The sequence below is a fragment of the Streptomyces omiyaensis genome (assembly GCF_014650895.1).
GTDB classification, from domain to species: domain Bacteria; phylum Actinomycetota; class Actinomycetes; order Streptomycetales; family Streptomycetaceae; genus Streptomyces; species Streptomyces omiyaensis.
The window spans coordinates 132,841-157,275 of the sequence record NZ_BMVV01000001.1 but is presented as its reverse complement, the minus strand read 5'-3'; the positions used below and the strand labels follow the sequence as shown (position 1 = coordinate 157,275).

Genomic DNA, 24,435 nt, shown 5'->3' with positions numbered 1-24,435 from the left:
CACAGGGGTGTCGGAGGGGGCGGGTGCGGGTCATGATGCTGACGAGGGGTTCGGACGGAGACGGGGGAGGTTCGCGTGGGGTTCTTCGGGCGGCGGAGGAAGAAGGGCGTCGAGGGGACGGCCGGAGGGACGGCCTCCGAGGCGACGGCCCCCGGCGGGACGACTTCCGGCGGGCCGGGGCGGCGGGGCGGCGGGGCCGCCCGCGAGGCCGCGCCGATGACCGACGAGGAGCGGGAGCGGCTGACGCGCCTCACGCAGGAGGCGTACGAGCGGGGGATCGCGCACCAGGTGCTGCCGAGCCGCGCGCGGACGGCGCTCGACGCGTTCGACCGGTCGGCCGGGCACCTGGACGAGCTGTTCCGGGCCGCACCGGACGATCCGGAGCTGTGGCACATGCGGGGCGCGCTGCTGTACTCCCGGGCCTCCACGCTGCTCGCGCTCGGGCGCGCGGAGGAGGCGGTGGCGGACCTGGGCGCGTGCGTCGACGCCTACGGGAGGAGCGGGCTGCCGAGCGCACCGCTGCTGGCCGCCGACGCGCTGATCCGGCGGGCGCGGGCCCACGGTGAGGCGGAGCGCCCGATGGCGGCGCTCGCCGACGTGGACCGGGCGATCGGCGCCTACGTGACGGCGGGGGCGTACGAGTCGCCGCATCCGCTGCTCCCGGACTTCGCGCGGGTCCTGGCACTGGCCGCGGCGGTCCAGCTGAAGGTCGGGGACGTCGACCAGGCCCTGGCCTGCGCCCGGCAGTCGCTGGCCCGCTACAAGGACCTGACGCGGCAGCAGGGCGGCCTCGGCCGGATCGAGGCCGGCTACATGGTGGACGCGGCCGGGGACACCGCCTCGCGCCTCGAAGCGGTGCGGGGCAACTGGGACGCGGCCCTCGGGGTGGACCTGGTGGTGCGGGAGGCCGCGGAGGCGGGCCTCGGCCCGCTGGGGCCCGCGCTGGCCCGTGAGGGGCTGCACCTGCGGCTGGCGGGCCGGGTGCGGGAGGCCGGGCCGGTGCTGGCCCGCGCGGAGGAGATCGCGCCCGGTGCGGTGGCCCGGGAGGAGGAGACGGCCGCACTGCCGCTGCCGCCGTCGCTGGCGGACGCGCTCACGGCGGCCGAGGCCCTGCTGCGGGAGCGGAAGGACGCGCCGGTGCCGGTGGGCGAGCTGGCGCCGCTCCGGCAGGAGCTGACCGGCCACGAGTCGTACTCGGCCTCGGTGCGGGTGCGGATGGGGTCCGCCTTCGCGCCGAAGGCCGCCGTGCTGGTGAGGACGGCGGAGCTGCTGCTGGAAGAGGGACAGGTCGCCCAGGCGTGGCGGATCGCCCTGGAGACCCACCTCATATGCGGCTCGATCGTGCACCGCGCGGGCGACGCGGCGCCGGACCTCCTGCCGGGCCTCGCCGGGCCGTGGGGCGATGCCCTGGAGGTGGCCCGGGAGGCGGCGGTGACGGCGGGCAAGGGCTCCTTCGTGAAGGACGTGGACGCGGCCGCGGCGCAGTTGCGCGCGATGCTCACCGCCGCGCCCGACGACGGCTCGTGACGGGGGTTCAGGAGACCAGGACTTCCTCCTGGCGGGCGTCGAACGCGGCGCGGGCCCGGGCGATCTCCTCCTGATGGTCCTCGGTCCAGGTCACCAGGGCCTGGATCGTGGTGTGCAGGGTCGCGCCGAGCGGCGTGAGCGCGTACTCGACACGGGGCGGGACGACGGGGTAGACGGTCCGGCGGACCAGGCCGTCCCGCTCCAGCTGACGGAGGGTCACGGTCAGCATGCGCTGGCTGATGCCCTCGATGCGGCGGCGGAGTTCGGTGAAGCGGAGCGACTGGCGGTCCAGGTGGGCGATGGCCAGCAGCGACCACTTGTCCGCGACGCGGTCGAGGATCTGGCGCACCTCGCACCCCTCGCGGACGTCCCACTGGAGGACTTCGTACTCGCGGTCGGTTCCCTCGCAGGGACCGGGTGACATGACAGGGCGTTCTTCCATGCCTCCCCAGGCTGCCGGATGACGCCGGTGACGACAAGCGAGAACCGGCCTCCCTCGCGCGCGCTCTTCCCGCCGGTGCCTCCGCGGGGACGCCCCGCCGGGGCCGCGCGGCGGCCCCGCGCCTCCCGGGCGGGCGTCACCGAGGCGGGCCGGCGTCCTCGCCGAGGCCGTCGATCCGGTCGCGGAGCCAGGCCGGATCGGGGTTGGTGTGGTGGCGGCCGGCCAGGAGGACCGTGGGGACGGTCTCGTCGCCGCCGTTCGCGGCGCGCACCGCCGCCGCGCCCTCCGGGTCGCGCCGGATGTTCACCCAGTGCGCCCGGCGGGCCCGCCGGCCCAGCCGGAACCGGAGCCGGACGCAGAACGCGCAGCCGGGGCGCCAGTAGACGACCGGGCGCCCGTCGGACGCGCCGCGGCGCAGGGCCTCCGCGGCGCCGACGGACCTCGGGAAGACGAGCGGGGAGCCGACGGCGGCCAGGAGGAGGAAGAACACGAGGAGGACGAGGCCGGTGACCACGTCCCCGTCCGCCGCCCGGCCCCCGGCCACGAGCAGGCCCGCGAGGGTCAGGAGGGCCGGAAGCAGCCAGGAACGGATCACCGCGCCAGGCTAGTACGCCGCCCCCGGAGTACGCCGCCCCCGGAGTACGTCGCCCCCCGGAGTACGCCCCCGCCGGTGCGCACCGCCTGGGGCGTGCCGGTTGGCGCGTGCCGGTTGAGGCGTGCCTCTTGGCGCGGCCGGACACGGGTGGCGGCGGGAGGCGCGCCGCCGCCCGCCGCCGTGCGCCGCCGTGCGTGGGCGTGCGTGGGCGTGCAGGGCCCGGACCGGCCGGTGTCGGCGGCCGGTCCGGGGCTGCGCGGCCGCTAGGACGTCCGGTCCGCCGGGTGGAAGTTGATCCGTTCGCGGACGACGGGGAAGCCGGCCTTGGCGAAGTTCGCGGCCATGGGGACGTTGCCCCGGTCCGTCGCCGCGCTGATGGACTCGGCGCCGTGCTCGACGAGGAGGTGGGCGCACTCCGCGAGGAGGTCGTAGGCGTAGCCGCGGCCGCGCTGTTCCGGGACGACCCCGATGAAGCCGATGGTGGGGCCGGAGGGGTTGTGGGCCGGGATGTGGATGCCGGCCAGGTCGCCCTCGGGGGTGTGCGCGACCTGCCACCACTCCCTCGGCGAGGGGCACCAGTGGAAGAAGTCCAGCTCCTCCTGGGCGGCCTGGTCGACGCCGCCCTCCTCGACGGCCCGCAGCGCGTGCGCGTCCAGGGTGACGGAGTGGATGCGGCGCAGCGCGTCGAGGAAGACGGCGTCGTCGGCCTCCGCGCGGAAGTCCAGCCGTCCGGGCCGCTCGGGGAGGCCCCGCTCCGGGGTCCAGCGGTACAGGAAGCGTTCCACCAGGAGCGCGTACCCGGCGGCTCGCGCGGCGGCGAAGCGCGTCTCGGCGGCGGCGCGCAGAGCGGGCTCGTCCCGCCAGCCGCCGGGCAGGTTGATCTCCAGCTCGACCTGCCGGGGAGCGGAGCGCAGGAGCGCGGCTCCGGCCTCCTCCTCGCCCTCGGCGACGTCGAACCAGTTGATGTTGACGGGCTCCGTGTCGTCGGGTCCGCCCCACCACGCGCCGCGCGCGACGACCTCGCCGTCGCGCAGGGCGACGCGCTTCCACTCGGGGCGGAACAGGGTCCGGCGATGGGCCCCGGCCGCGTCCAGCGGGTCGGGGAGGGCGTCGAAGAGAGGGGCGTCGCTCGCGGAGAGCGAGCGGATGACCGTACCGGTCATGGTGTTCCTCCGGGATGCAGGCTGCTCGGAGCGCTCCCGGTCAGACGAGGCCGACCACGCCGGTACGGGGGAGAGGGGAGCGCGGGAAGGGGATGCACAGCACGGCACTCGCCTCCTTCCGTCCGCATCAGGGCGTGGAGGCACACCGTAGGCGGTCCTCCGCGGGCCCGTCCACGGGTTTTCCGGGAAGCTGCGGGGCGACCGCCCGGGGCGCGCCGTCCGGGCGGGGGTGGCGGGCGCGGACGGCGTCGACACAGGTGTCCCTGGACGTCGGCCCGCCGAAGCGGAGCCGATCGTAGGGCGTGAACGCCGGTTCCAGCGCGTCGAGTTCGTCGACCAGGGCGTGCAGCCGCGCCGTCCAGCGGGGCGAGCCGGCGTCCGGCTCGGCCTCCGCCGCGGCGATCGCCCCCGTCAGGTGCTCCTTGCGGAGGATCGACGCCGGGGTGACCGCGCGCAGGCAGACGTACCGCCCGCTGAGGTACGCCTCCCACTCCGCCCGGCCGGCGCGGGCGTCGTCCCAGTGCGCGGTGAACCACGCTTCGAGCCGGTCCACCCCGCCGGCCTCCTCCGCCAGGGCGAACAGGTCGCCCGGCACCATCTCCGCGCCGTCGGAGCGCAGGTACCCCGGGAGCGGCAGCCGTCCGGCCAGCATGAGCCGCCGGACCTGGTCGGCCTCGCGCCCGTGGGCGGCGCACAGCCGGTCCAGCGGGACGAACTGCGCGCTGACGTAGGCGTCGTCGGCGGCGGTCATCGGATGGTCGCCGTTCACCTCGCGGAACCGCTCGGCGACGCGCCGCCTCCACTCGTCCCGCGGCGTCTTCTCCGGCATCGAGCCCTCCCGGCGTCCGGCGCGGGACCTCCCCGCGCGGGACTCCGCACGCTAGCCTCCGGACGCTTCGGCCCCCGCCGCACCGTGGAGCACGCCCCAGGCGGCGCCCGGGCGTTCGGCGAAGGCCTCGGCGACGCGTCCGCGCCAGTCCGCGCGGGCGGGCCGGACCTCCGGGCGCGGGGCCCCGAAGGCTTCCCCGCGGGCCGCCTCGCGGCGGCAGGGACCGCAGCGGGTCTCGCCCGCGACCGGCCGGAACACGTGGGGCTCCCCCGCCCCCTCGCACTCCACGAGCGGCCCGGGCGCCGGGCGCGGCGCCTCGCCGAACGGGGCCTCCGGCGGCGTCTCCGGCGGGAGCTTCTCCGTCAGCCGGTGCCGCAGGAACCCCGCCGCCGAGCGGACGCCGGTCCGCGGCAGATGCGCCGTCAGCGCGTGGCGGAGGTCGCCCGCCGAGACGCCCCGCCGGAGCCATTCCGCGGCCACGGCGGCGAGGGCCCGCGCCTCCCGGACGCCGAGCCGCAGGTCGCGGTGGGCGTGGTGGAGGGTCAGCAGGAGCCGCTCGGCGCGGACGAGTTCGGGGCCGGGGTCGGGATCGGAGCCGGGAGCGGAGTCGGATTCGGAGCCGGGGCCGGGGTCACCGGCGGCGGGGGCCGGGGGCGGGACCTCGGGCCGCTCCCGGACCTCGGCCCGGGCCCGCTCCTGGGCCTCGGCCCGGGCCCGCTCCGGACTTCCCCGCCCTCCCCGCTCCTCCGGCTCCTCCCGGTCCCCCGCGTCCGGCGACGGCGGGCGGCCGGTGGGGGGTAGGGGGTTGTTCTTCTCTCCGTCTTCGTCCTGGGGAGAGCCGCCGGGTTCCGAGGGGGCCGGTCCGCCGACCGTCGGATCGGGCACGGTCGGTGACCGGTCGCCGTCCCGCAGGGCCGTCGCCTCGTCACGCGTGAGGGTGACGTTCGCGACGAGCTGTTCGGTGATCCAGCGGCCCCGGCCGCCCTGCCATCGCCATTCGTGCAGATATCCGCATGCGGCGAGGGATTCCTTCGCCCGCTGGTACGCCCGCGGCTTCATGCCCAGGTCGGCGGCGTGCTCACCCAGGGCCTTCGACGTCGCGGAGCTCTCCGGCAGGCCCTGGAGGTAGCAGAGGAGGACTTTGGCGTCGCTGGTCAGTCGCGGATTCCGGACGACGCTGTGCGAGACCTTCGTGTACGCCGACAAGGGCGCGATAGCATGCCGAAGCATTTCTGGTGGACTCCTGATCCACTGGCGGTGAAGGCCCTCGGATGGTGTTGGCGCACCCCCGGGGGCCGCTCCCTTCACGGAGCGTGATGATGGCGTCACCGTAGCGCACGCTCCACCGTCCGGCGCAACAACTCTCCCTCCACGAACGGATCTTCGAGCGTCGGGAGCGACCTCCAGCCGAGCGGCCAGGTCGTCCCGTCGAGCGCCGGGATCCCGACGTACGACTCGCCGCCCCCGTTGCCGCAGAGCGCCCGCACCGGGGCGGGCCACGCGCCCCCGGAGGCCGTACCCGGCGCCAGGAGGAAATAGAGGTTCCGCCCTCGCGTCGCCTCCCGCACGATCGGCCCCGCGCGGAAGTCCGTGAACTCCATCAGCCGGTACGCCACCTCCTCCCCGAGATACCCGCCGATCCGCACGGCGTCGAAGTGCACGCCGGCGAGACGGAGGGCGTGACCGGTCCCGGGAACCCAGCTGGGCTTGCTGTCAAGCGACTTGCGCAGATTCATGCGGCCAGCTTTCCGAGCGTGGTCTGCTGTCGCCAGGGACACAGTGATGTTGTGCAGGACTGTGCACTCGGGGAGGCGGGGTGTGAACAAGGAGAGCAAGCAGGGCGCCGGAGCCGCGAAGACGTTCGGAATGATGCTGCGGTTCTATCGCGAGCGGGCCAAGTACTCGCAGGAGGCCGTGGGCAGGGAGACCGGATATTCCAAGTCCCAGGTGGCCATGATCGAGCGTGGCCTGCGGCACCCGAAGGGCGATTTCGTCCCGACCGTGGATCCGCTGCTGGGTGCACAGGGTGCACTGCTGAAGCTGGCGGAGGAGGTTGTGGCGAGTGGGGTCGCTCCTTGGTTCGAGGACTATTTGGAGGAGGAGATAAGGGCCGCCGGGATCCACTGCTACGAAACCCATCTGGTGCCGGGGCTGCTCCAGACCGCCGATTACGCGCGGTCCGTTTTCAGGTGCGCCGTCCCGGCCCTGGATGACGAGGAGATCGAGACGCATGTCGTCGCGCGGCTCAAGCGCCAGGAGGTCTTCTACCGAAAGCCCGCTCCCCTGGTGACTTTCGTCCTGGAGGTGTCTGCGCTCCGGCGGCCGATCGGCGGGCCGGACATCGTCCGGAAAAACCTTCTCCACGTCCGGGATGTGGTCGCTGAGCTGCGCAATGTCACCATCCAGGTGATGGACGAGACACGGCACGTCCACGCCGGGCTCAACGGCCCTTTCATGTTGCTGGAAACCGAGGAGCGCAAGGGGCAACTGGTATACGTCGAAGGGCAGGGCAGCAGTTACATTCTGACCGAACAGCCGGAGGTGGGGGACAGCTTCGCCCGCTACAGCGCGCTACGGGCACAGGCCCACACCCCGGAGCACTCCGTACGACTCATCGAACAGGTGGCACGAGAGCTATGAGTTCCGACCTCAAGTGGTTCAAGAGCAGCTACAGCGGCGATCAGGGCGGCAACTGCGTCGAGGTCGCCGTCGGCTGGACGAAGTCCTCGTACAGCGTCGATCAAGGCGAATGCGTCGAGGTCGCCGCCTGTGTGCACTCCGTGCACGTCCGTGACTCCAAGGACACCACCATTCCGTCCCTCTCCGTCTCCCCCGACGCGTGGGACGCGTTCCTGCGGCGCGTGAAGTAGGCGGCGGCACACCACAGGGCCTCCCCCTCTCCGGGGCGGAGGCCCTGCGGTGGGTGCGAGCGCTAGAAGACCGCGTTCATGTCGTCCCAGTTGTAGTCGCTCTCGTGGCCGAAGCCCGGGTTCAGGCCGCCGGTGCCCTTGCCCGTGTAGACCATCATGCAGCCCGCGCCCTGGCAGGAGTTGCCCGTGAGGGACGTCGAGGCGCCGCTGCCGGTGATGGTCAGCAGGTCGTTGGGCTCGCCGTACTCGACGTTGCCGATCCCGACGAACGTGGTCATCACGTTCCAGCCGCTGCCGACGAGGGCCCGGGTGCCGAGGCCGCCGGTCCTGGTCGGGTAGCGCCAGAGCTTGCCGGTGGAGGCCTCGCGGACGAGGAGGTCGTCCTTGCCGTCGCCGTTCAGGTCACCGGGGGCGACCAGCGCGTTCATCGCGTTCCAGCCGCCGGAGCCGACCAGCTTGCGGGCGCCGAGGGCGCCGGAGGCCGTACCGGGGTAGAGCCACAGCTTGCCCGTGGACTTCTCCACCGCGAGGAGGTCCGAGCGGCCGTCGCCGGTCATGTCCCCGACGGCGGTCGGGCGGTTCATCGAGTTCCAGCCGCCGGAACCGATCAGCAGGCGGGAGCCGAGCGCACCCGTGCCGGAGCCCTTGTACAGCCAGAGCTTGCCGGTGGACGCCTCGCGGGCGATCACGTCCTCCCTGCCGTCACCGGAGAAGTCCCCGTGCCGGGTGAGGGCGTTCATCGCGTTCCAGCCGCCGGAGCCGACCAGCTTGCCGGTGCCGTTGCCCGGGAGGAACCAGAGGCGGCCGGTCTTGTCGCGGACCAGGAGGTCCGCCGAGAGGTTGCCGTCCATGTTGGCGAAGGAGGAGCGGGTCGAGGACTCGCTGAAGACGTTCCAGGAGGGGTACGCGGGGCCCGTGCACTCGCGCTCCGTGGGGACGAGCTTCAGCGAGCTCAGCGAGTGCATGCCCATGTATCCCCACTCCGTGCCGCCCGGGTCGGGCTCGCGGGTGCCGACGCTCCAGTAGGACGTCGTGTAGTGGGGCTCGTCGTAGCCGCAGGCGTACTTGTCCGTGCGGTTGGAGACGGCCTGGATCTTGTTGTCCCAGGTGCCGAGGGTCGGCAGGCTCGTGGTCGTCTTGAGCATCGTGCCCGTGGCGTGCGCCGTCGTCCAGGCGCAGAAGTAGCCCTTCGGGCAGTCGCTCGGCTCCGCCTGGGCGGGGGCGGCGGTCGCCACCCCGAGGGCCCCCAGGGCGGCGAGGCCCAGCAGGGATGCCAGTCCCCGCTTCAGCGTCGTACGCAAAATCGTTCCTCCCCAAAGCCGTGGGTGCGGGGCTCTCCCCGTCCCGTCCCCACGGGCCGTTCGTGTCGTGTGTCAGAAAGTGCCGTTGAGGCCGAACCAGCCGTCGGACTCGGGGTGCCCGGCGGCGAAGCCGTTCGTCGCACGGCCGTCGTACTCGATCCTGACGCCGGCGCCGCGGAAGACGGGGGACGAGTAGCCCGGGCCGCTGACGGCCACCAGGTCGCCGTGGCCGTCACCGGTGTGGTCGCCCACGGCGAGGAAGGAGGCCATCACGCCCCAGCCGCTGCCGATGAGGACGCGGGAGCCGAGGCCGCCGGTCCTGCCCGGGTAGAGCCAGAGCTTGCCGGTGGACGCCTCGCGGGCGAGGAGGTCGGCCTTGCCGTCCTTGGTCATGTCGCCGAAGCCGATGAGGGCGTTCAGGCCGTTCCAGCCGCCCGTGCCGATCAGCTTGCGGGCGCCGAGCGCGCCCGTGGCCGTGCCGGGGTAGAGCCACAGCCTGCCCGTGGACTTCTCGACGGCGAGGAGGTCGGAGCGGCCGTCGCCGGTCAGGTCGCCGAAGGCGGTGAGGTGGTTCATGGCGTTCCAGCCGCCGGAACCGATCAGCAGGCGGGAGCCGACGGAGCCGGTGCCGGAGCCCCTGTACAGCCAGAGCTTGCCGGTGGACGCCTCGCGGGCGATCACGTCCTCCCTGCCGTCACCGGAGAAGTCCCCGTGCCGGGTGAGGGCGTTCATCGCGTTCCAGCCGCCGGAGCCGACCAGCTTGCCGGTGCCGTTGCCCGGGAGGAACCAGAGGCGGCCGGCCGTGTCGCGGGTGAGGACGTCGGACAGCCTGTCGCCGTTCAGGTCCCCGAAGGCGGGGGCGGCGGCCTGCTCGTTCGCGGACCACTCGGGGTACGCCTCGTAGCCGCCGCACTCGCGCTCGGTGGCGACCAGGCGGACCGAGCTCACGGAGTTGCTGCCGGGGCCGCCCCACTCGGTGCCCGACGGGGTCGGGGCGACGGACCAGACCGAGCCGTCGTAGCCGTGGTCCGGGTCGTCGTGGAGGCAGGCGAACCGGTCGGTGCGGTTGGAGACCGAGCGGAACTGGTCGTTCCACGTCCCGAGCGTGCCGATGCTCGTCGTGGTCTTGAACATGGAGCCGGTGGCGTCGTCCGTCTTCCAGGCGCAGAAGTAGCCCTTCGGGCAGTCGCTCGCCGCCGCCTGGGCGGGTGCCGTGCCGGCGCCGAGCGCGGCGAGCGTGGTGAGGCCGAGCGCCGTGGCCGTGGCGGCCAGGCGCCGGCGCAGAGGTATGCGCATGCGTTCCCTTGTGTCCCTCGTGCTGGACGGCGCGGAGACGTACCGCTCGACGCGCCGTGGGAGGGACCGTACCGCGTCGGACGGCGGGCGCGGTAGGAGGGTGCCGGAAGCCGGATCAGAGCGCGCGCATCCCCGGGAAGCCGTAGCCCTCCGCCTCGTCCCAGTCGACGTCGAGGTCGTCCATGTGGACGTGCCACTCCGCGTCCGGCAGGGCGCGGCGCAGCTCGGTGACGGAGTCCAGCACGGCCACCATCACCGGCAGCACGCGGTCCCCGTCGAGGGGCAGCTTCGTGGAACCGGCCACGATGCCGTCCGGATCGGAGCCGCCGCCCTCGTACAGGCAGAGGCCCTCCTGGTCCTCACCGGGGAACGAGGCCGGGTGGCCGGCGACGACCCGCCCGACGGCGGCGGCCTCGGCCTCCGTCAGGGGCGACGGACGACGGGCGGAGTAGTAGAGGGAGACGCTCATGCGGCGAGCGTAGGGCGGGGGTACGACAGCGGCGGGGCGGTACGGGACCGGGGCGTGGTGCGGGGCGGGACCGGGCGTGCGGGGCGGGGCCGGGGGCGGGGGCGTGTGTGCGGGGCCGGGCGTGGGTGTGGATGCGGCTCGGGCGGGGGTGTGGGTGCGGCTCGGGCGGGGACCGGGGCGGGCCCCGCGCGGCCCCCGCCCCGGGTCAGGGGCCCGTGGTCAGGGCGCCCGTCAGGAAGGGGGCCACCGCTTCCGCCCAGGCGCGGGGGTGGGTGTAGTGGAGGAGGTGGCCGGCGTCGGGGATCTCCGCGTAGGCGCCGTGCGGGAGGACGCGGACCATCTCCTGCGCCTCGGCGCGGCCCAGTTCGCCGTCGAGGCCGCGGACGACGAGGGTGGGGCAGCGGACCTGGGCGAGGGAGTCCCAGTGGGCGTCGTGGACCCAGGTCTCGCGCGAGGTGAGCATCTGGTCCGGGTCGAAGACCGGGTGCCAGCCGTCCGCCCGCTCGGCCATCACCTCGGCGAAGAACGCGCCCCGCGCCGGGTTCGGCGTCTCCGCCCAGGGGTCGTCCGCGCCGAACCAGCGGTGCACGGCGTCCAGCGTCGGGAAGGGGGCCGGCCATCCCGCGAACCAGTCCCGCCACGCGCGCTGCGAGGCCGCGCCGAGCGCGGAGGCCCGCATGTCGCAGATGACGAGGGCGCGGACCAGGTCCGGGTGCTCGGCGGCCAGCTGCCAGGCCGTCAGGGCGCCCATGGAGTGGCCGACGAGGGTGACGGGGCCGAGGCCGAGGCGCTCGATGACGGCCGCCGCGTCCGCCACGTACGCCTCGCGCGTGAAGGGGCCGCCGGGCGGCTTCTCGCTCGCCCCGTGGCCGCGCTGGTCGAGCGCGATCGTGCGGTGCCCGCCCGCGAGGAGGGCCGCCGCCGGAGCCCAGTGGGCCGCGTGGCCCATCAGGCCGTGGAGCAGTAAGACCGGGGCGGCGTCCGGCGGCGGGGCGGGGGGCCCGGCCGGACGGGGGCGGTCCTCGGCGCCGGTCGGCTGGCGGGTGATGCTCACCGCCGGGTGCGCCGCCGCGGGACGCGCGGGCGTCCCGCCCTCGGGCCCGGTCCGCGCGCGGACCTCGCCCTCGGCCGTGAAGTCCCAGGCCGCCAGCCGGATGCCGTCGGCTCCGGTGACGTCGAGTCGTCGCGCCATGGTGTGGCACCCCCTCTCTCCGTCGAACCCCGCCAGACTATCGAACTCGCATTCGAAAATGCGCTCCTGCCACGCAACACCCCTCGTTCGAGTGACAGGCCTCAAGGATTGGTGCGCGCGGCCGAGGGGAGATCTTCAACGGGAGGCGGACCGCTCGGGGAAAACGGTCCGAGGGGACCGACCTTGAGAGCTCGGGGCTCCAGGTCGGGACAGGGGAGGACAGGCCCCGGCGCCGCGAGGCGCCGGGGCCCTCTGCCTCCCGGGACCCGTCACCCGCCGGCCCCCCGGCGGCCACCGGCCCCCGGACGGCGCTCGACTCCTGGCCACCGACAGGCCCCCGGACGGCGATCGATTCCCGGACGGCACTCGATTCCCGGACGGCGATCGCCCCTTGGACGGCTATCGCTCCCCGGACCGTGGACGGACGCAGGACCGTGAACGGACGCAGGACCGTGAACGGACGCAGGACCGTGAACGGACGCAGGACCGTGAACGGATGCAGGACCGTGAACGGACGCCGTGCCGTGAACGGACGCAGGACCGTGGACGGACGCCGGGCGGGGCCGGGCAGGGCGTGCGGCCGTCGGCGTACGGACCCCGTCGGTCGCATGGCCCCACCCTTCCGCGCATCACGCAGCGCACGCAGCTCGCTCCAGCGTGGCACGCCGAGGGCGCGCGCGGGGCCAATCCGGCGTAAATCGGGTCGCACGGGGGAGGGAACCGCCCCCACGCGGACGGGCGGCCGGCGGCATCATGCCGCCGGCCGCCCGTGGGGAGCCCCTGCCGGACCCGCGGGGAGCCTCGGCCGCCCCGTCCCGGCTCCCAACCGCCTCAGCGCTTCGCGACGAACACGTGCGCCGCGACCTCCGCGTCCAGCTCCGCCGCCTCGCCGCTGCTGCCGACGAGCACGCCGCCCGCCGACTCCGACACCGACACGACCGAGCCGGGCTGCACGCCCGCCCGCCGCAGCGTGTACATGAGCTGGGCGTCCGTCTGGATCGGCTCGCCGATGCGACGGACGATCACCGTCTTGCCCTCGCCCGGGTCCAGGTCCGCCAGCGACACCATCGAGTCGTCGAGGAACGCCTCCGCCTCGGCCTTCTCGCCCAGCTCCTCCAGACCCGGGATCGGGTTGCCGTACGGCGACTCCGTCGGGTGGCGCAGCAGCTCCAGGACGCGGCGCTCCACGGCCTCGCTCATGACGTGCTCCCAGCGGCACGCCTCCGCGTGGACCTGCTCCCACTCCAGGCCGATCACGTCGACGAGCAGGCACTCGGCGAGCCGGTGCTTGCGCATGACGCGGGTCGCGAGGCGGCGGCCCTCCTCGGTCAGCTCCAGGTGCCGGTCGCTCGCCACGGCGACCAGGCCGTCCCGCTCCATGCGGGCGACCGTCTGGCTCACCGTCGGGCCGCTCTGGTCGAGCCGCTCGGCGATCCGGGCACGCATCGGGACCACACCTTCCTCTTCCAGCTCCAGGATGGTGCGGAGATACATCTCCGTGGTGTCGATCAGTCCGGACATTCGTGCCCCTCGATGAGTCGTGCGCTGGCCCTGCACCAATTCTTGCGCATCGCGCCGACAAGCGGGCGGCCCCCGCCCCCCAGCGGGAGAAGTGGGGACACGGAGGCGGGGGAGGCAGTATTGACAGAGCAATGGTCCAGACCGCACCGTGATCGGCGACCTCGACGAGAAGGAGCTTCCTCACATGGGCGAGAACGCGGGCGGCAACGCGAACGCGAGCACGGCGGAGAGCAAGCTGGCGGGACGGTTCTTCGACGCGGCGATCGGCCTGCTCCAGCAGGTCCGCGACGAGGACGCGGCCGAGATCGCCGCCGCAGGGGCCGCCGTCGCCGAGGCCGTCGCCCACGGCAACCGCCTCTTCGCCTTCGGCGCCGGACACTCCTCGCTGCCCGCCCAGGACGTCGTCTACCGGGCCGGCGGACTCGCGCTGATGAACCTGCTCGTCGTCCCCGGCGTCGTCGGCGTCGACGTCATGCCGGCCACCCTCGGCTCGGCCCTGGAGCGGGTCGACGGGCTCGCCGGAGCCGTGCTCGACTCCTCCCCCGCCGCCGTCGGCGACGTGCTCTTCATCATCTCCCTCTCCGGCCGCAACGCCCTGCCGGTCGAGATGGCGATGAACGCCCGCGCGCTCGGCCTCACCGTCATCGGCGTCACCTCGGTGGCGTACGGCACGGAGACGAAGTCCCGGCACGTCTCGGGGACGTACCTGAAGGACCACTGCGACATCGTCCTCGACTCCAGGATCGCGGTCGGCGACGCGGAGCTGAGCCACGAGGGCGTCGAGGCGCCCTTCGCCCCCGCCTCCACGGTCGTCACCAGCGCGCTCATGCAGGCCACCATGGCCGCCGCGGTCGAGGAGCTGGTGCGGCGCGGCGTCGAGCCGCCGATGCTGCGCTCCGGGAACGTCGACGGCGGCCACGAGTGGAACGGGCGCGTGATGACCGAGTACGCGGACCGGATCTTCTACAAGCACTGAACCCCGGTCACCGCCCCGAGCACTGGCACCGGTCACCGCCCGGGCGTCCGGCACCGGCCGGACGCCCGGGCGCGCGCCGGACTCCCGGCGGGCCGTCCTCAGCCGAGCGGCGGCAGTTCCAGGGCCGCCGCCACGCGGGCCGCGACCGTCTCCGCGTACAGCGCGTCCTGGCGGTCGAAACCGCCCCGGGCGGCCGTCCGCAGGAAGGTGAGGACGCCGACGGTACGGCCCCGGGACCGCAGGGCCGTGCACAGCGCGTGCGCGGTGTCCGCCGGCCACCGGCGGGCCGCCGCCCACTCCTCCGCGTCCCGGCCCGCGCTCAGCCGCACCGACCCCGCCCGGTCCCACGCCTGGAGGGCCGGGTGCTCGGCGCCGTACCGCTGCGGGAAGCCGCCGCCCAGGCCGCCCGCCTCCGGGGCGCCCGCCGGGGACGCCACCGCGCGGGTCAGCCGCCGGGCGCCCGCCACCCGGTCCACCAGGCCGTGGTCGGCGAACCCGGCCAGCGCGAAGTCCAGCAGCACCGCCACCGCTTCGGCCGGATCCGTGTACTCGGCCGCCGCCACGCCCGCCCGGTGCAGCTGGCTCCAGCGGAACCGGGTCCGGTCCGCCTCCCGCGCCGCCAGCCGCTCCGCCGTCACGTCCTGGAAGAGCCACGCCACCCCCAGCGGCACCGGCTCCTCCGTCATCGGCGAGGTCAGCCGCACGAAACCGCTGCGCCAGCACCGCCGCCGCTCCCCCGCCCCCGGGGCCGGCACCGGCGTCACCCACAGGTCCGCCGGCGCGGGCGGGGCGCCCTCCGCCAGCACGTGCTGGAGCGCGCCCTCCAGCTCCTCGACGCCCCCGGCGAGGACCTCGCCCAGGGGGCGGCCCAGCAGCGTCGTCCGGCCGGTGCCGATCACCCGGGCCGCGTACGCGTTGACGACCGCCGGGCGCAGGTCGGCGTCGATCAGGACGACCCCCCAGGGCGCGTCGTCGAAGAGCGCCTCGCTCAGCGCGATCGACCGCTCCAGGTCGATCTGCACGTGGACCTCGCTGAAGGCGCAGTACACGCCGGCCGGACGGCCGTCGGCGCCCCGCACGCCCGCCGACTGACTGCGCACCAGCACCCGGCCGCCGTCCTTGCGGAGCAGCGCCAGCTCGTGCACCTGCCGCCCCGGCGTCCGCATCGCGCCCATCACGCGCGCGAGGGTCTCCTCCGCGTCGGCACTGCGCGCCGCCCAGCCGTCGAACCCGCGCCGCCCGACGGCCTCAGCCGCCGGCCAGCCGAGGATCCGCTCGGCCTCGCGGTTCCAGTGCGTCACCGTCCCGCCCGCGTCCAGCGCGCAGAGCGCCGCGTCCATCCCGTCGAGCAGCGCGGCCAGCAGGTCGCCGCCCTCCCCCGGTACGGAAGCGGTGTCCCGCGCGGACCCCGTGAAGGCACTCACCTGGTACTCCCCCCGGTAACCCCCCTGATGCAGGCCATTCAACTGGAACGTGACCCAGAACACACCGGGTTCGGCGAAACGGATGCGGCGAAACGAACGCGGCCGCAAGGCCGGGCGGGCGGGTCAGGACGGCGAGACGAAACCCGACTCGTAGGCGGCGATGACGGCCTGGGTGCGGTCGCGGGCGCCGAGCTTGGCGAGGACGGAGCTGACGTGGGACTTGACCGTCTCGGTGCCGACGACCAGCCGGGCGGCGATCTCGGCGTTGGACAGGCCCCGGGCCACGAGGCGCAGGACGTCCTCCTCCCGGTCCGTCAGGTGGGCGCGGACGAGGGCCTCGTGGGCCTCGTTGGCCGGGCGGTCGCGGCCGTAGGAGGCGGCCAGGTCGCGGACGGCCGCCGGGAAGAGCAGGGAATCGCCCTCGACGACCAGGCGGACCGCGTGGACGATCTCCGCGGGGCGGGCGCGCTTGAGGAGGAAGCCGTCGGCCCCGGCGCGCAGCGCCCCGTACACGTACTCGTCGTTCTCGAAGGTGGTCACCACGAGGATCTTGGGCGGGGAGCCGACCGTGCGCAGGACGGCCCGGGTCGCCTCGATGCCGTCCATGAGCGGCATCCGGACGTCCATCGCCACGACGTCGGGGCGCAGGCTCCGGACGAGGGGGATGACGGCGGCGCCGTCCGCCGCCTCGCCCACCACCTCGATGTCGGGCTGGGCCTCCAGGACGGCCCGCAGGCCCGCCCGCACGAGGGGTTCGTCGTCCACCAGGAGGACCTTGATCACCATCCGGCCAGCCTAAGGCCGCGCCTTCCCCGGCCGGACCGGTCCCCCGCGGCCGGGCTCCCCACCCGGGCCCGCGCCTCCCCCGGGGCCCCGCCCGGGCCCCCGCCCGTCAGCGCAGCGGCAGGACCACGGCCACCCGCCACTCGCCGTCCCTCACGCCCGCCTCGGCCTCGCCGCCCAGCAGCGCGGCCCGCTCCCGGATGCCGCGCAGGCCGCTGCCCGACCCGGGGACGGCCGGGGGCCGGTCCCCGGGCACGGGGTTGGCGACCAGGAGGCGCAGCCGGCTGCGGTCCGCCGTCACGCGGACGTCGACGGGCACCGGGCCCGCGTGCCGCAGCGCGTTCGTCAGGGCCTCCTGGAGCATCCGGTACGCCTCCCGCGAGACGGGGCCCGGCAGGTCCTCCACGGGGCCGGTGATCTCGGCGGCCACCGGGGCGCCCGAGGAGCGGGCCGCGTCGAGGAGGCGCGCGGCCTCGTCGAGACCGGGGCTCGCGCCGGCCGGGCGGCGGCCGGTCTCCCGGAGCAGCAGCAGGACCCGCTCCAGGTCCTCCAGGGCCGCGCGCCCGGTCTCCTCGATGGCCGCGAGCGCCCGGTCGGTGAAGCCGGGGTCCTTCGCCGCGCGCGCGGCGCCCGCCTGGACCACGGCCAGGGTGAGCGCGTGGCCCAGGGAGTCGTGGAGCTCGCGGGCGATCCGGTTGCGTTCGAGCAGCCGCTCCGTGCGCTCCTCCAGGGCCGTCATGCGCTCCCGCACCGACGGGCCGAGGAGGCGGCGGGCGATCCGCGTGTCCAGCCGGCCGCCGGCGACGACGAGCGCGAGGAGGGCCAGCAGGGGCAGCGGCGCCAGCGCCGCCGGACCGGCGTGCGGGGTCAGGGATCCCACCACCGGCTCCTCCACCGACACCCCGGACAGCACGAGGCCGACCTGGAGCAGCCAGATCGACAGCAGCCAGGCCGCGAGCCCCGCCTCCATCCGGAACACCAGCCACAGCGCCGTCCTGCCCCGGTCCGTCCAGGAGGCCGACGGGGCCGTCGAGATGCCGGTGTCCGCCGGGGCGCCGACCGCCGCGCCGCCGTCCGCCCCCGCGCGCACCCGGGCGTGCTTGCCGGGGAAGAGCATCAGGCGCGCCTGGAGGCCCTCGGCCCGGCGCGCGGAGGGGAGCAGGGCGACGGCCGCGACCAGCGGGACGGGCAGCGCCGCCACGGTCAGCCAGTCCCCGATCGACGGGTCGGAGAGGCCCGGGTGGATCAGTCCGCCGGCGAGCGGCACGATCGCGCCGATCACCAGGTGCAGCCACCGGGTGTACGTGACCGCGCGGACCAGGGGCCGTACGAGGGAGCGGAGGGGCGACGACGGTGCGGGCATTCGGCGATCCTCCCAGGCAGGGTGCCCGGGGCGGCTCCCCCGCACGGGGGAGACGGTCCCCTCCGGCAGGGGAGGACCGGGGGCGGCCCGGCGGCGAGGCTGGGGCCATGACCAGCATCGACGTCAAGAACCTCACCAAGGAGTACGCCGGCCGGCGGGCGGCCAGGGCCGTGGACGGGCTGTCGTTCCGCGTCGAACCGGGGCGCGTCACCGGCTTCCTGGGGCCGAACGGGGCCGGGAAGTCGACCACGATGCGGCTCGTCCTCGGTCTCGACCGGCCGACCTCGGGCACCGCCACCATCGGCGGCCGCCCCTACGCGGAGCTCGACCGGCCGCTGTCCACGGTCGGCGCGCTGCTCGACGCGCAGGCCGCGCACCCGTCGAGGACCGGGCGCGACCACCTCCGGTTCCTCGCCGCGAGCAACGGCCTGCCGGCCCGGCGGGTCGACGAGGTGCTGGCGGAGACGGGCCTGGAGCCGGCCGCCCGGCGCCGGATCCGCGGCTACTCGCTGGGCATGCGGCAGCGGCTCGGGATCGCCGCCGCGCTCCTCGGCGACCCGCGGGTGCTGATGCTGGACGAGCCGGCCAACGGCCTGGACCCGGAGGGGATCGTCTGGATCCGCGGGCTGCTGCGCCGGCTCGCCGCCGAGGGGCGGACGGTCCTGGTCTCCAGCCACCTCATGAACGAGACGGCGACCTTCGCCGACCACCTGGTGGTCCTGGGCCGGGGACGGCTCCTCGCGGACGTGCCGGTGCGGGAGTTCATCGACGCCCACAGCCGGGCGCGGGTCCGGGTCCGCACCGGCGACCCGGTGCGGCTGCGGGCCACGCTCCTCGCGAAGGGATGGGCGGTCGGGGAGGCCCCCGACGGGGAGGGGCGGTGGGTGGTGGAGGGCGCCTCCGCCGAGGAGATCGGGGCGGTCACCGCGCGCGAGGGCATCCCCGTCTTCGAACTCGCCGACGAGCGCGCCTCGCTGGAGCAGGCGTACCTGGCCCTCACCTCGGACGCCGCCGAGTTCACCACCGTGTCCCAGGAGGTCTGACCGTGTCCGTCACCACCGCACCCGCATCCGCGCCCGCCGCCGTCCGGGCGGTCACCGTCCGGTCGGTCCTCCACTCCGAGTGGATCAAGATCCGTTCGGTCCGGTCGAGCTTCGGCTCGCTCCTCGCCGTCCTCGTCGCCGCGCTCGGCATCGCCCTGGCGGTCTTCCCGGCGATCGGGCAGCCGGAGGCGGCGACCGGCGACATCGACCGCCTCTACTGGCTCTACTACCCGATGAACTTCGTGCAGATCGCCGCCCTCGCCTTCGGCGCCACCGCCGCCTCCTCCGAGTACCTGAACGGGGCGCTGCGGAACTCGCTGGCGGCCGTGCCGCGCCGGGGCCTGTTCTACGGGGCGAAGGTGGCGGTCGTGGCGGCGTGCGCGCTGGTCGCGGGCGTGGCGGCCGGCTTCGTCATGTTCTTCACGGCGAACGCGTTCCTCGGGGAGTACGCCGTCGGGATCGGCGAGCGGGGCGCGCTGCGGTCCTGCTTCGGCGCCGGGCTCTACCTCATGCTGATCACGCTGTTCTCGCTGGGACTGACCTTCCTGCTGCGCAGCGCGGTGGCGGTGCTCAGCCTCCTGATCCCGTTCCTCCTCCTCGTGTCCTTCGTCATCGGCGGGGTGTCCGAGGGCGCGGCGACCTGGCTCCCGGACCGCGCCGGCCAGCAGATCCTCTTCCAGGACCCCACCGGTCCGCTCGGGCCCTGGAGCGGGCTCGGGGTGACCGCGCTGTCGGCCGCGGCGGTGCTGCTCGCGGGCTGGTGGGCCGTGCGGCGGCGGGACGCCTGAGGAAGGACCCTTAAATCGCTTGTGGCCCCCCGGAGAGGTTCGTAGGGTGGGGCCACACGCGAAAGGAGGTGATCCGAAAAAATGGTTTCTTTTCGGACTCGTGAGGTGACTGCGGGCTAAGGCCTGCCGTCGCACGATGTGCACCTCGGCAGGCCTGCTGCCGAAACCCAAGCAGTCACCCGACCCGTGGGCCGCCGGTAAGTCCGGCCGGCTCCCGTCCGAACCTAGGCGGACGGGACCAAAGGCCCACGGGTCGCCTGCGTTCCCGGACACCCTCGGACGGGGTCAGGGCGCCAGGCGCTCCACCCGCCACCCGTCGCCCTCGCGGACGTAGCGCAGCCGGTCGTGCAGGCGGTTCTCGTGGCCCTGCCAGAACTCGACCGTCTCCGGCACCACCCGGAAGCCGCCCCACTGCGGGGGCACCGGGACCTGCTCGGAGTCCGGGTAGCGGGCGGCCAGCTCCTCGTACCGGGCCAGCAGCTCCTCGCGGGAGGCGATGACCGAGGACTGCGGGCTCGCCCAGGCGCCCAGCCGGGAGCCGTGCGGGCGGGTGCGGAAGTAGGCGGCGGTCTCGTCGCGGCCGGTGCGGGCCGCGCGGCCGGTGACGATGACCTGGCGGGCCAGCGGGTGCCAGGGGAAGAGCAGCGAGACGTACGGGTTGGCGGCCAGCTCGGAGCCCTTGCGGGAGCCGTAGTTGGTGAAGAAGACGAATCCGGCGTCGTCGTAGTGCTTGAGCAGCACCGTGCGGGACGAGGGGCGCCCGTCCGGCGTCGCGGTCGAGACGATCATCGCGTTGGGCTCGTGGATCGCCGGGCTGGCCGCGGTCTCCTTGAACCAGGAGGCGAACTGGAGGATCGGATCGGGGGCGAGGTCGGCCGCGGCCAGTTCCTTGGTGCGGTACTGCTCGCGCATGTCGGCGGGGTCCAGGGCGTCGGTCACGGGGCCATCCTGCCGCAGCGGCCCAGTCTGCCCGCCACGGCGGGGCGCCAATCCTCCGTCGCCGGTTCGGCGCAGTGTGCCGGATGTCACGCTTCCCCGCATCATCGGAACCGTACAGACTCAACCGCTGGATGACTGTTCAGTCCCGCCAGCGACCGCCGTTAGGTTGATCGATCATCGATAGAAGGAGCCGCCTGATGTCCGACTTCGTACCGGGCCTCGAGGGAGTCGTCGCGTTCGAGACCGAGATCGCCGAACCCGACAAGGAAGGCGGCGCGCTGCGCTACCGCGGGGTCGACATCGAGGACCTCGTCGGCCACGTCTCCTTCGGCAACGTGTGGGGTCTGCTCGTCGACGGCGCCTTCAACCCCGGCCTGCCCGCCGCCGAGCCCTTCCCGATCCCGGTCCACTCCGGCGACATCCGCGTCGACGTGCAGTCCGCGCTCGCCATGCTCGCGCCGGTCTGGGGCCTCAAACCGCTCCTCGACATCTCCGCCGAGCAGGCCCGCGACGACCTCGCCCGCGCCGCCGTCATGGCCCTCTCCTACGTCGCCCAGTCGGCGCGCGGCCAGGGCCTGCCGATGGTCCCGCAGAGCGAGATCGACAAGGCCGAGTCGGTCGTCGAGCGCTTCATGATCCGCTGGCGCGGCGAGCCGGACCCGAAGCACGTCAAGGCCGTCGACGCCTACTGGACCTCGGCCGCCGAGCACGGCATGAACGCCTCCACCTTCACCGCCCGCGTCATCGCCTCCACCGGCGCCGACGTGGCCGCCTCCCTCTCCGGCGCCGTCGGCGCGATGTCCGGTCCGCTGCACGGCGGCGCGCCCTCCCGCGTGCTGGGCATGATCGAGGAGATCGAGCGGACCGGCGACGCCGTCGCGTACGTGAAGCAGGCCCTCGACAAGGGCGAGCGCCTCATGGGCTTCGGCCACCGCGTCTACCGCGCCGAGGACCCGCGCGCCCGCGTGCTCCGCCGTACCGCGAAGGAGCTGGACGCCCCGCGCTACGAGGTGGCCGCCGCACTGGAGAAGGCCGCCCTGGAGGAGCTGCACAGCCGCCGTCCGGACCGGATCCTCGCGACGAACGTCGAGTTCTGGGCCGCCATCGTCCTGGACTTCGCCGAGGTCCCGGCGCACATGTTCACGTCGATGTTCAGCTGTGCCCGCACGGCCGGCTGGTCGGCGCACATCCTGGAGCAGAAGCGCACCGGCCGCCTCGTGCGCCCCTCCGCCCGCTACACGGGCCCCGGCCGCCGGGACCCGCGCGACATCGAGGGCTACGCCGACATCGCGGGCTGATCCCCCCGCAGCAGCAGGTCCGCGTGGTGGCGGGCCGCGACCAGCGGGTGCGCGCGGAGCTTGCCCTTGAGGGCGTTGCGGCCGTACTCGGCGAACAGCGGGTTCGCCGGGTCGGTCGTGGCGCCGGGGGCCGCGGAGGCGTACGGGAAGTCCAGCGGGGCGATCCGGGCGTCCAGCCGCGGGTTGTAGAAGAACGGCACGGAGTACCGCTCCGTCGCGCCGGGCGGGGAGACCACCCGGTGGTTGGTGGCGAGCAGGTAGCCGTCGGTGGCGACCTCCAGGAGCTCGCCCAGGTTGACCACGAAGGCGCCGGGCAGCGGCGGCACGTCGTGGAAGTCCCCGTCCTCCCGCTGCACCTGGAGCCCGCCCACCTGGTCCTGGAGGAGCAGGGTGAGGAAGCCGTAGTCCTTGTGGGCGCCCACGCCCTGGTCGTCGCCCTCGCCGCTGCTGCCGGGGTAGCGGACCAGCTTGAGCTGCGGGTGGGCGCGGGGCCCGAAGACGGCGTCGTAGAAGTCCGGGGCCGCGCCGATGGAGGCGAGCAGCTCGTGGAGCAGCCGCTCGGCGACGCCGCTCAGCCGGTCGATCCAGTGCAGGGCGGCGGTGCGCAGCTCCGGGAGCGCCCCGGGCCACTGGTTGGGGCCTTCGAGCCACCAGTACGGGGGCTCCCAGGGGGCGGGGGCGCGGGCGGGCAGCTCGGCGCCGATGTCGAGCTGGTCGCGCCAGTCCCGGGCGCCCCGGGTGCGCTCGTCGCCGACCCGGGTGTAGCCGCGGAAGTGCGGCGAGTTGAGGTTGTCGAGGGCGCGCCGGTCGGCCTCGGGGAGGGCGAAGAAGGCGCGCATGGCGTCGGTGAGGGCCCGGGTCTCGGCCTCGGTGACACCGTGCCCGACGAGCTGGAAGAAGCCGACGTCGTGGGCGGCGGAGTGCAGCTGGGCGTGGAGCAGCCGGCGCGCCCCGGGGCCCCGGTCGGCGGCCGAGAGGTCGACGATCGGAAGCTGCGAGGCGTACGAGACGGAAGGGGCGGTGGTGGCGCTGAGGCTCATGGGTGCGTCCGCGGGGTGTACGGGTCCCGGGGCGGCCGCCGGGGTGGGGCGGGGGCCGCGGGTGCCGGTCGACGGGGGTCGGTGAAGGGACCCTGCGGGGCGTACGGGTGGTGGCCCCCGGGGTCAGGCGGCGCGGCGACAGCTCATGCTCGTGACGCGGACGAAGTCCACGTGACGGCGGCGAACGAGCAGAGGCATGCGACCAGCGTACTGCGGACGGCGCCGTTCGCCTGTGGCCCGCGTCACAGCGGATCCCGCGCTTCGCGCGAAGACCTCCGCCCCGCGCGCCGCACGGCCGCCCGTCGTCCCGTCGCCGCGCCCCCGCGCGGGAGGATGTCCGCCACCGGCCGCGCCGCCGCCCCGCCCGGTGGGGCGGCGGCGACGGCGGCGCGGGGCGGCGCCTTCCGGGCCCGCGGGCCCCGGAGCCCGCACCGGCCCGGCACGCGCCCGGCCCGGCCCGGCCCGCACCTCCCCGACCCGCCCCGGCCCGCACCCCTCCTCCCCGACCCGTCCCGACACCGCACCGCTGCCCCTCCCGCCCGGCCCCCGTGTCCGAACCCGTCCCGGAGGCCGGGGGCGTGGGGCACAGTGGGAGGCGTGCTGATCACCGTCGCGGACGTCGAAGCCGCAGCCGAACGCCTCACCGGACACGTCGTACGGACGCCGACCCTGCCCAGCCCGGGGCTGACCGCGCTCCTCGGCGCCGACACCACGGTCAAGCTGGAACTCCTCCAGCGCACCGGCTCCTTCAAGGCGCGCGGGGCCGCCGCCCGGCTCCTGTCGCTCACCCCCGCCGAGCGCGCCGCCGGCGCGGTCGCGGTCAGCGGCGGCAACCACGGCATCGCGCTCGCCGTCATGGCGGGCGCGCTCGGGGTCCGGGCCACCGTCGTCATGCCCCGCTCCGCCCCGGCCCGCGCCGTGGAGACGGCGAAGGCCGCCGGCGCGGAGGTCCTCCTCGCCGACACCATGCCCGGCGCGTTCGCCCTCATGGAGGAGCTCCGCGCCGGCGGGCTCACCGCCGTCCACCCCTTCGACGACCCGGTCGTGGTCGCCGCCCAGGGAACCGTCGGCCTGGAGCTCGCCGAGGACGCGGGCCCGCTCACCGACGTCCTCGTCAGCATCGGCGGCGGGGGCCTGATCGCCGGCGTCGCCACCGTGCTGCGCGCCCGCCGCCCCGGCGTGCGGGTCTGGGGCGTCGAGACCGACGGCGCCCACGCCATGACGGCGGCCCTCGCCGCGGGCGGCCCGGTGCCGGTCGACCTCACCTCGGTCGTGTCGACGCTCAGCGCCCCCGCCGTCTCCGCCCTCACCCACGCCCACGTCGAGGCGCTGGTCGAGGAGGTGCTCACGGTCACCGACGCGGAGGCCGTCCAGGGCACCCTCGACCTCGCCGAACACGCCAAGGTCTGGGCCGAGCCCGCCGCCGGCTGCCTCCTCCCGGCGGCCCGCAGGGTCGTCGACCGGGTCGGCCCCGACGCGCGCCTCGGCCTCGTCGTCTGCGGCGGGAACGCGACCACGGCCGACGTCACCGCCTGGGCCGGCCGCTTCGGCCTCCGCGGCTAGCGGAGCGGCCGGC

Annotated in this window: 24 protein-coding genes; 8 read left to right on the top strand and 16 right to left on the bottom strand. The window is 74.9% G+C overall.

What is annotated here, in order from left to right; genetic code table 11:
- The first annotated feature begins 75 nt into the window (after nucleotides 1-75).
- Nucleotides 76-1,527, top strand: coding sequence for a hypothetical protein (locus tag IE287_RS00760; RefSeq protein ID WP_189846897.1), 1,452 nt, complete (start codon nucleotides 76-78; stop codon nucleotides 1,525-1,527).
- Nucleotides 1,528-1,534: 7 nt separating this feature from the next.
- Here the strand turns inward: IE287_RS00760 and IE287_RS00755 are convergent, their stop codons facing one another.
- The 6 genes from IE287_RS00755 to IE287_RS00730 all read right to left on the bottom strand — a co-directional run bounded on the left by IE287_RS00755 (nucleotide 1,535) and on the right by IE287_RS00730 (nucleotide 6,292).
- Nucleotides 1,535-1,969, bottom strand: coding sequence for a winged helix-turn-helix transcriptional regulator (locus IE287_RS00755; protein ID WP_373307768.1), 435 nt, complete (start codon nucleotides 1,967-1,969; stop codon nucleotides 1,535-1,537).
- A gap of 136 nt (nucleotides 1,970-2,105) precedes the next feature.
- On the bottom strand, nucleotides 2,106-2,564 hold the full coding sequence (locus tag IE287_RS00750) for a glutaredoxin domain-containing protein (protein WP_189846896.1): 459 nt from the start codon (nucleotides 2,562-2,564) through the stop codon (nucleotides 2,106-2,108).
- Nucleotides 2,565-2,827: 263 nt separating this feature from the next.
- Nucleotides 2,828-3,727, bottom strand: coding sequence for a GNAT family N-acetyltransferase (locus IE287_RS00745; RefSeq protein ID WP_189846895.1), 900 nt, complete (start codon nucleotides 3,725-3,727; stop codon nucleotides 2,828-2,830).
- Nucleotides 3,728-3,854: 127 nt separating this feature from the next.
- Nucleotides 3,855-4,556 (bottom strand): DUF6058 family natural product biosynthesis protein, encoded by a 702-nt coding sequence (locus IE287_RS00740; RefSeq protein WP_229883208.1) that lies wholly within the window; start codon nucleotides 4,554-4,556, stop codon nucleotides 3,855-3,857.
- A 51-nt stretch (nucleotides 4,557-4,607) separates the two neighbouring features.
- Nucleotides 4,608-5,786 carry a hypothetical protein gene (locus IE287_RS00735; RefSeq protein WP_189846894.1) on the bottom strand — a complete coding sequence of 393 codons (1,179 nt, stop codon included), beginning with the start codon at nucleotides 5,784-5,786 and terminating at the stop codon, nucleotides 4,608-4,610.
- A 95-nt stretch (nucleotides 5,787-5,881) separates the two neighbouring features.
- Nucleotides 5,882-6,292, bottom strand: coding sequence for a hypothetical protein (locus tag IE287_RS00730; RefSeq protein ID WP_189846893.1), 411 nt, complete (start codon nucleotides 6,290-6,292; stop codon nucleotides 5,882-5,884).
- A gap of 82 nt (nucleotides 6,293-6,374) precedes the next feature.
- On the opposite strand from IE287_RS00730, the gene IE287_RS00725 reads away from it, so the two are divergent.
- Together IE287_RS00725 and IE287_RS00720 are read left to right on the top strand one after the other, a co-directional pair.
- The gene (locus IE287_RS00725; protein ID WP_229883207.1) at nucleotides 6,375-7,196 is read left to right on the top strand and encodes a helix-turn-helix domain-containing protein; all 822 of its coding nucleotides are present in this window, start codon (nucleotides 6,375-6,377) and stop codon (nucleotides 7,194-7,196) included.
- Entirely contained in the window at nucleotides 7,193-7,426 is a 234-nt protein-coding gene (locus tag IE287_RS00720) for a DUF397 domain-containing protein (protein WP_189846891.1), read from the top strand. The genes IE287_RS00725 and IE287_RS00720 overlap by 4 nt, the downstream gene beginning before the upstream one ends.
- Before the next feature lie 62 nt (nucleotides 7,427-7,488).
- On the opposite strand, the gene IE287_RS00715 is transcribed toward IE287_RS00720, so the two are convergent.
- The 5 genes from IE287_RS00715 to IE287_RS00695 all read right to left on the bottom strand — a co-directional run bounded on the left by IE287_RS00715 (nucleotide 7,489) and on the right by IE287_RS00695 (nucleotide 13,205).
- Nucleotides 7,489-8,727, bottom strand: a complete 1,239-nt coding sequence (locus IE287_RS00715) for an FG-GAP-like repeat-containing protein (RefSeq protein ID WP_189846890.1) — start codon at nucleotides 8,725-8,727, stop codon at nucleotides 7,489-7,491.
- A 72-nt stretch (nucleotides 8,728-8,799) separates the two neighbouring features.
- Nucleotides 8,800-10,023 carry an FG-GAP-like repeat-containing protein gene (locus IE287_RS00710; RefSeq protein WP_189846889.1) on the bottom strand — a complete coding sequence of 408 codons (1,224 nt, stop codon included), beginning with the start codon at nucleotides 10,021-10,023 and terminating at the stop codon, nucleotides 8,800-8,802.
- Between the two features lie 115 nt (nucleotides 10,024-10,138).
- A complete protein-coding gene (locus tag IE287_RS00705; RefSeq protein ID WP_189846888.1) occupies nucleotides 10,139-10,492 on the bottom strand; it encodes a hypothetical protein in 354 nt (117 codons plus the stop codon).
- Between the two features lie 205 nt (nucleotides 10,493-10,697).
- Nucleotides 10,698-11,684, bottom strand: coding sequence for an alpha/beta fold hydrolase (locus IE287_RS00700; RefSeq protein WP_189846887.1), 987 nt, complete (start codon nucleotides 11,682-11,684; stop codon nucleotides 10,698-10,700).
- Nucleotides 11,685-12,515: 831 nt separating this feature from the next.
- On the bottom strand, nucleotides 12,516-13,205 hold the full coding sequence (locus tag IE287_RS00695) for an iron-dependent transcriptional repressor DtxR (RefSeq protein ID WP_189846886.1): 690 nt from the start codon (nucleotides 13,203-13,205) through the stop codon (nucleotides 12,516-12,518).
- 184 nt (nucleotides 13,206-13,389) lie between these two features.
- Here IE287_RS00695 and IE287_RS00690 point away from each other — a divergent pair, with 184 nt between their 5' ends.
- Nucleotides 13,390-14,181 (top strand): SIS domain-containing protein, encoded by a 792-nt coding sequence (locus IE287_RS00690; RefSeq protein WP_189846885.1) that lies wholly within the window; start codon nucleotides 13,390-13,392, stop codon nucleotides 14,179-14,181.
- Between the two features lie 98 nt (nucleotides 14,182-14,279).
- Here IE287_RS00690 and IE287_RS00685 read toward each other — a convergent pair whose 3' ends face one another.
- The 3 genes from IE287_RS00685 to IE287_RS00675 all read right to left on the bottom strand — a co-directional run bounded on the left by IE287_RS00685 (nucleotide 14,280) and on the right by IE287_RS00675 (nucleotide 17,751).
- Nucleotides 14,280-15,605, bottom strand: a complete 1,326-nt coding sequence (locus tag IE287_RS00685; RefSeq protein WP_189846884.1) for a PAS domain-containing protein — start codon at nucleotides 15,603-15,605, stop codon at nucleotides 14,280-14,282.
- A gap of 123 nt (nucleotides 15,606-15,728) precedes the next feature.
- On the bottom strand, nucleotides 15,729-16,391 hold the full coding sequence (locus tag IE287_RS00680; RefSeq protein ID WP_189846883.1) for a response regulator: 663 nt from the start codon (nucleotides 16,389-16,391) through the stop codon (nucleotides 15,729-15,731).
- Nucleotides 16,392-16,497: 106 nt separating this feature from the next.
- Nucleotides 16,498-17,751 (bottom strand): sensor histidine kinase, encoded by a 1,254-nt coding sequence (locus IE287_RS00675; protein ID WP_189846882.1) that lies wholly within the window; start codon nucleotides 17,749-17,751, stop codon nucleotides 16,498-16,500.
- A gap of 107 nt (nucleotides 17,752-17,858) precedes the next feature.
- On the opposite strand from IE287_RS00675, the gene IE287_RS00670 reads away from it, so the two are divergent.
- Together IE287_RS00670 and IE287_RS00665 are read left to right on the top strand one after the other, a co-directional pair.
- A complete protein-coding gene (locus tag IE287_RS00670) occupies nucleotides 17,859-18,794 on the top strand; it encodes an ABC transporter ATP-binding protein (protein ID WP_189846881.1) in 936 nt (311 codons plus the stop codon).
- Nucleotides 18,795-18,796: 2 nt separating this feature from the next.
- Nucleotides 18,797-19,582, top strand: coding sequence for an ABC transporter permease (locus IE287_RS00665; protein WP_189846880.1), 786 nt, complete (start codon nucleotides 18,797-18,799; stop codon nucleotides 19,580-19,582).
- A 285-nt stretch (nucleotides 19,583-19,867) separates the two neighbouring features.
- Here the strand turns inward: IE287_RS00665 and pdxH are convergent, their stop codons facing one another.
- On the bottom strand, nucleotides 19,868-20,494 hold the full coding sequence (gene pdxH, locus IE287_RS00660) for a pyridoxamine 5'-phosphate oxidase (protein WP_229883238.1): 627 nt from the start codon (nucleotides 20,492-20,494) through the stop codon (nucleotides 19,868-19,870).
- A gap of 224 nt (nucleotides 20,495-20,718) precedes the next feature.
- Between pdxH and IE287_RS00655 the strand changes: the two genes are divergently transcribed.
- Nucleotides 20,719-21,819 (top strand): citrate synthase 2, encoded by a 1,101-nt coding sequence (locus tag IE287_RS00655; protein ID WP_189846878.1) that lies wholly within the window; start codon nucleotides 20,719-20,721, stop codon nucleotides 21,817-21,819.
- On the opposite strand, the gene IE287_RS00650 is transcribed toward IE287_RS00655, so the two are convergent.
- The gene (locus IE287_RS00650; RefSeq protein WP_189846877.1) at nucleotides 21,798-22,859 is read right to left on the bottom strand and encodes an isopenicillin N synthase family dioxygenase; all 1,062 of its coding nucleotides are present in this window, start codon (nucleotides 22,857-22,859) and stop codon (nucleotides 21,798-21,800) included. The genes IE287_RS00655 and IE287_RS00650 overlap by 22 nt on opposite strands.
- Nucleotides 22,860-23,459: 600 nt before the next feature.
- Here IE287_RS00650 and IE287_RS00645 point away from each other — a divergent pair.
- Nucleotides 23,460-24,422, top strand: coding sequence for a threonine ammonia-lyase (locus IE287_RS00645; RefSeq protein WP_189847249.1), 963 nt, complete (start codon nucleotides 23,460-23,462; stop codon nucleotides 24,420-24,422).
- Nucleotides 24,423-24,435 lie beyond the last annotated feature (13 nt).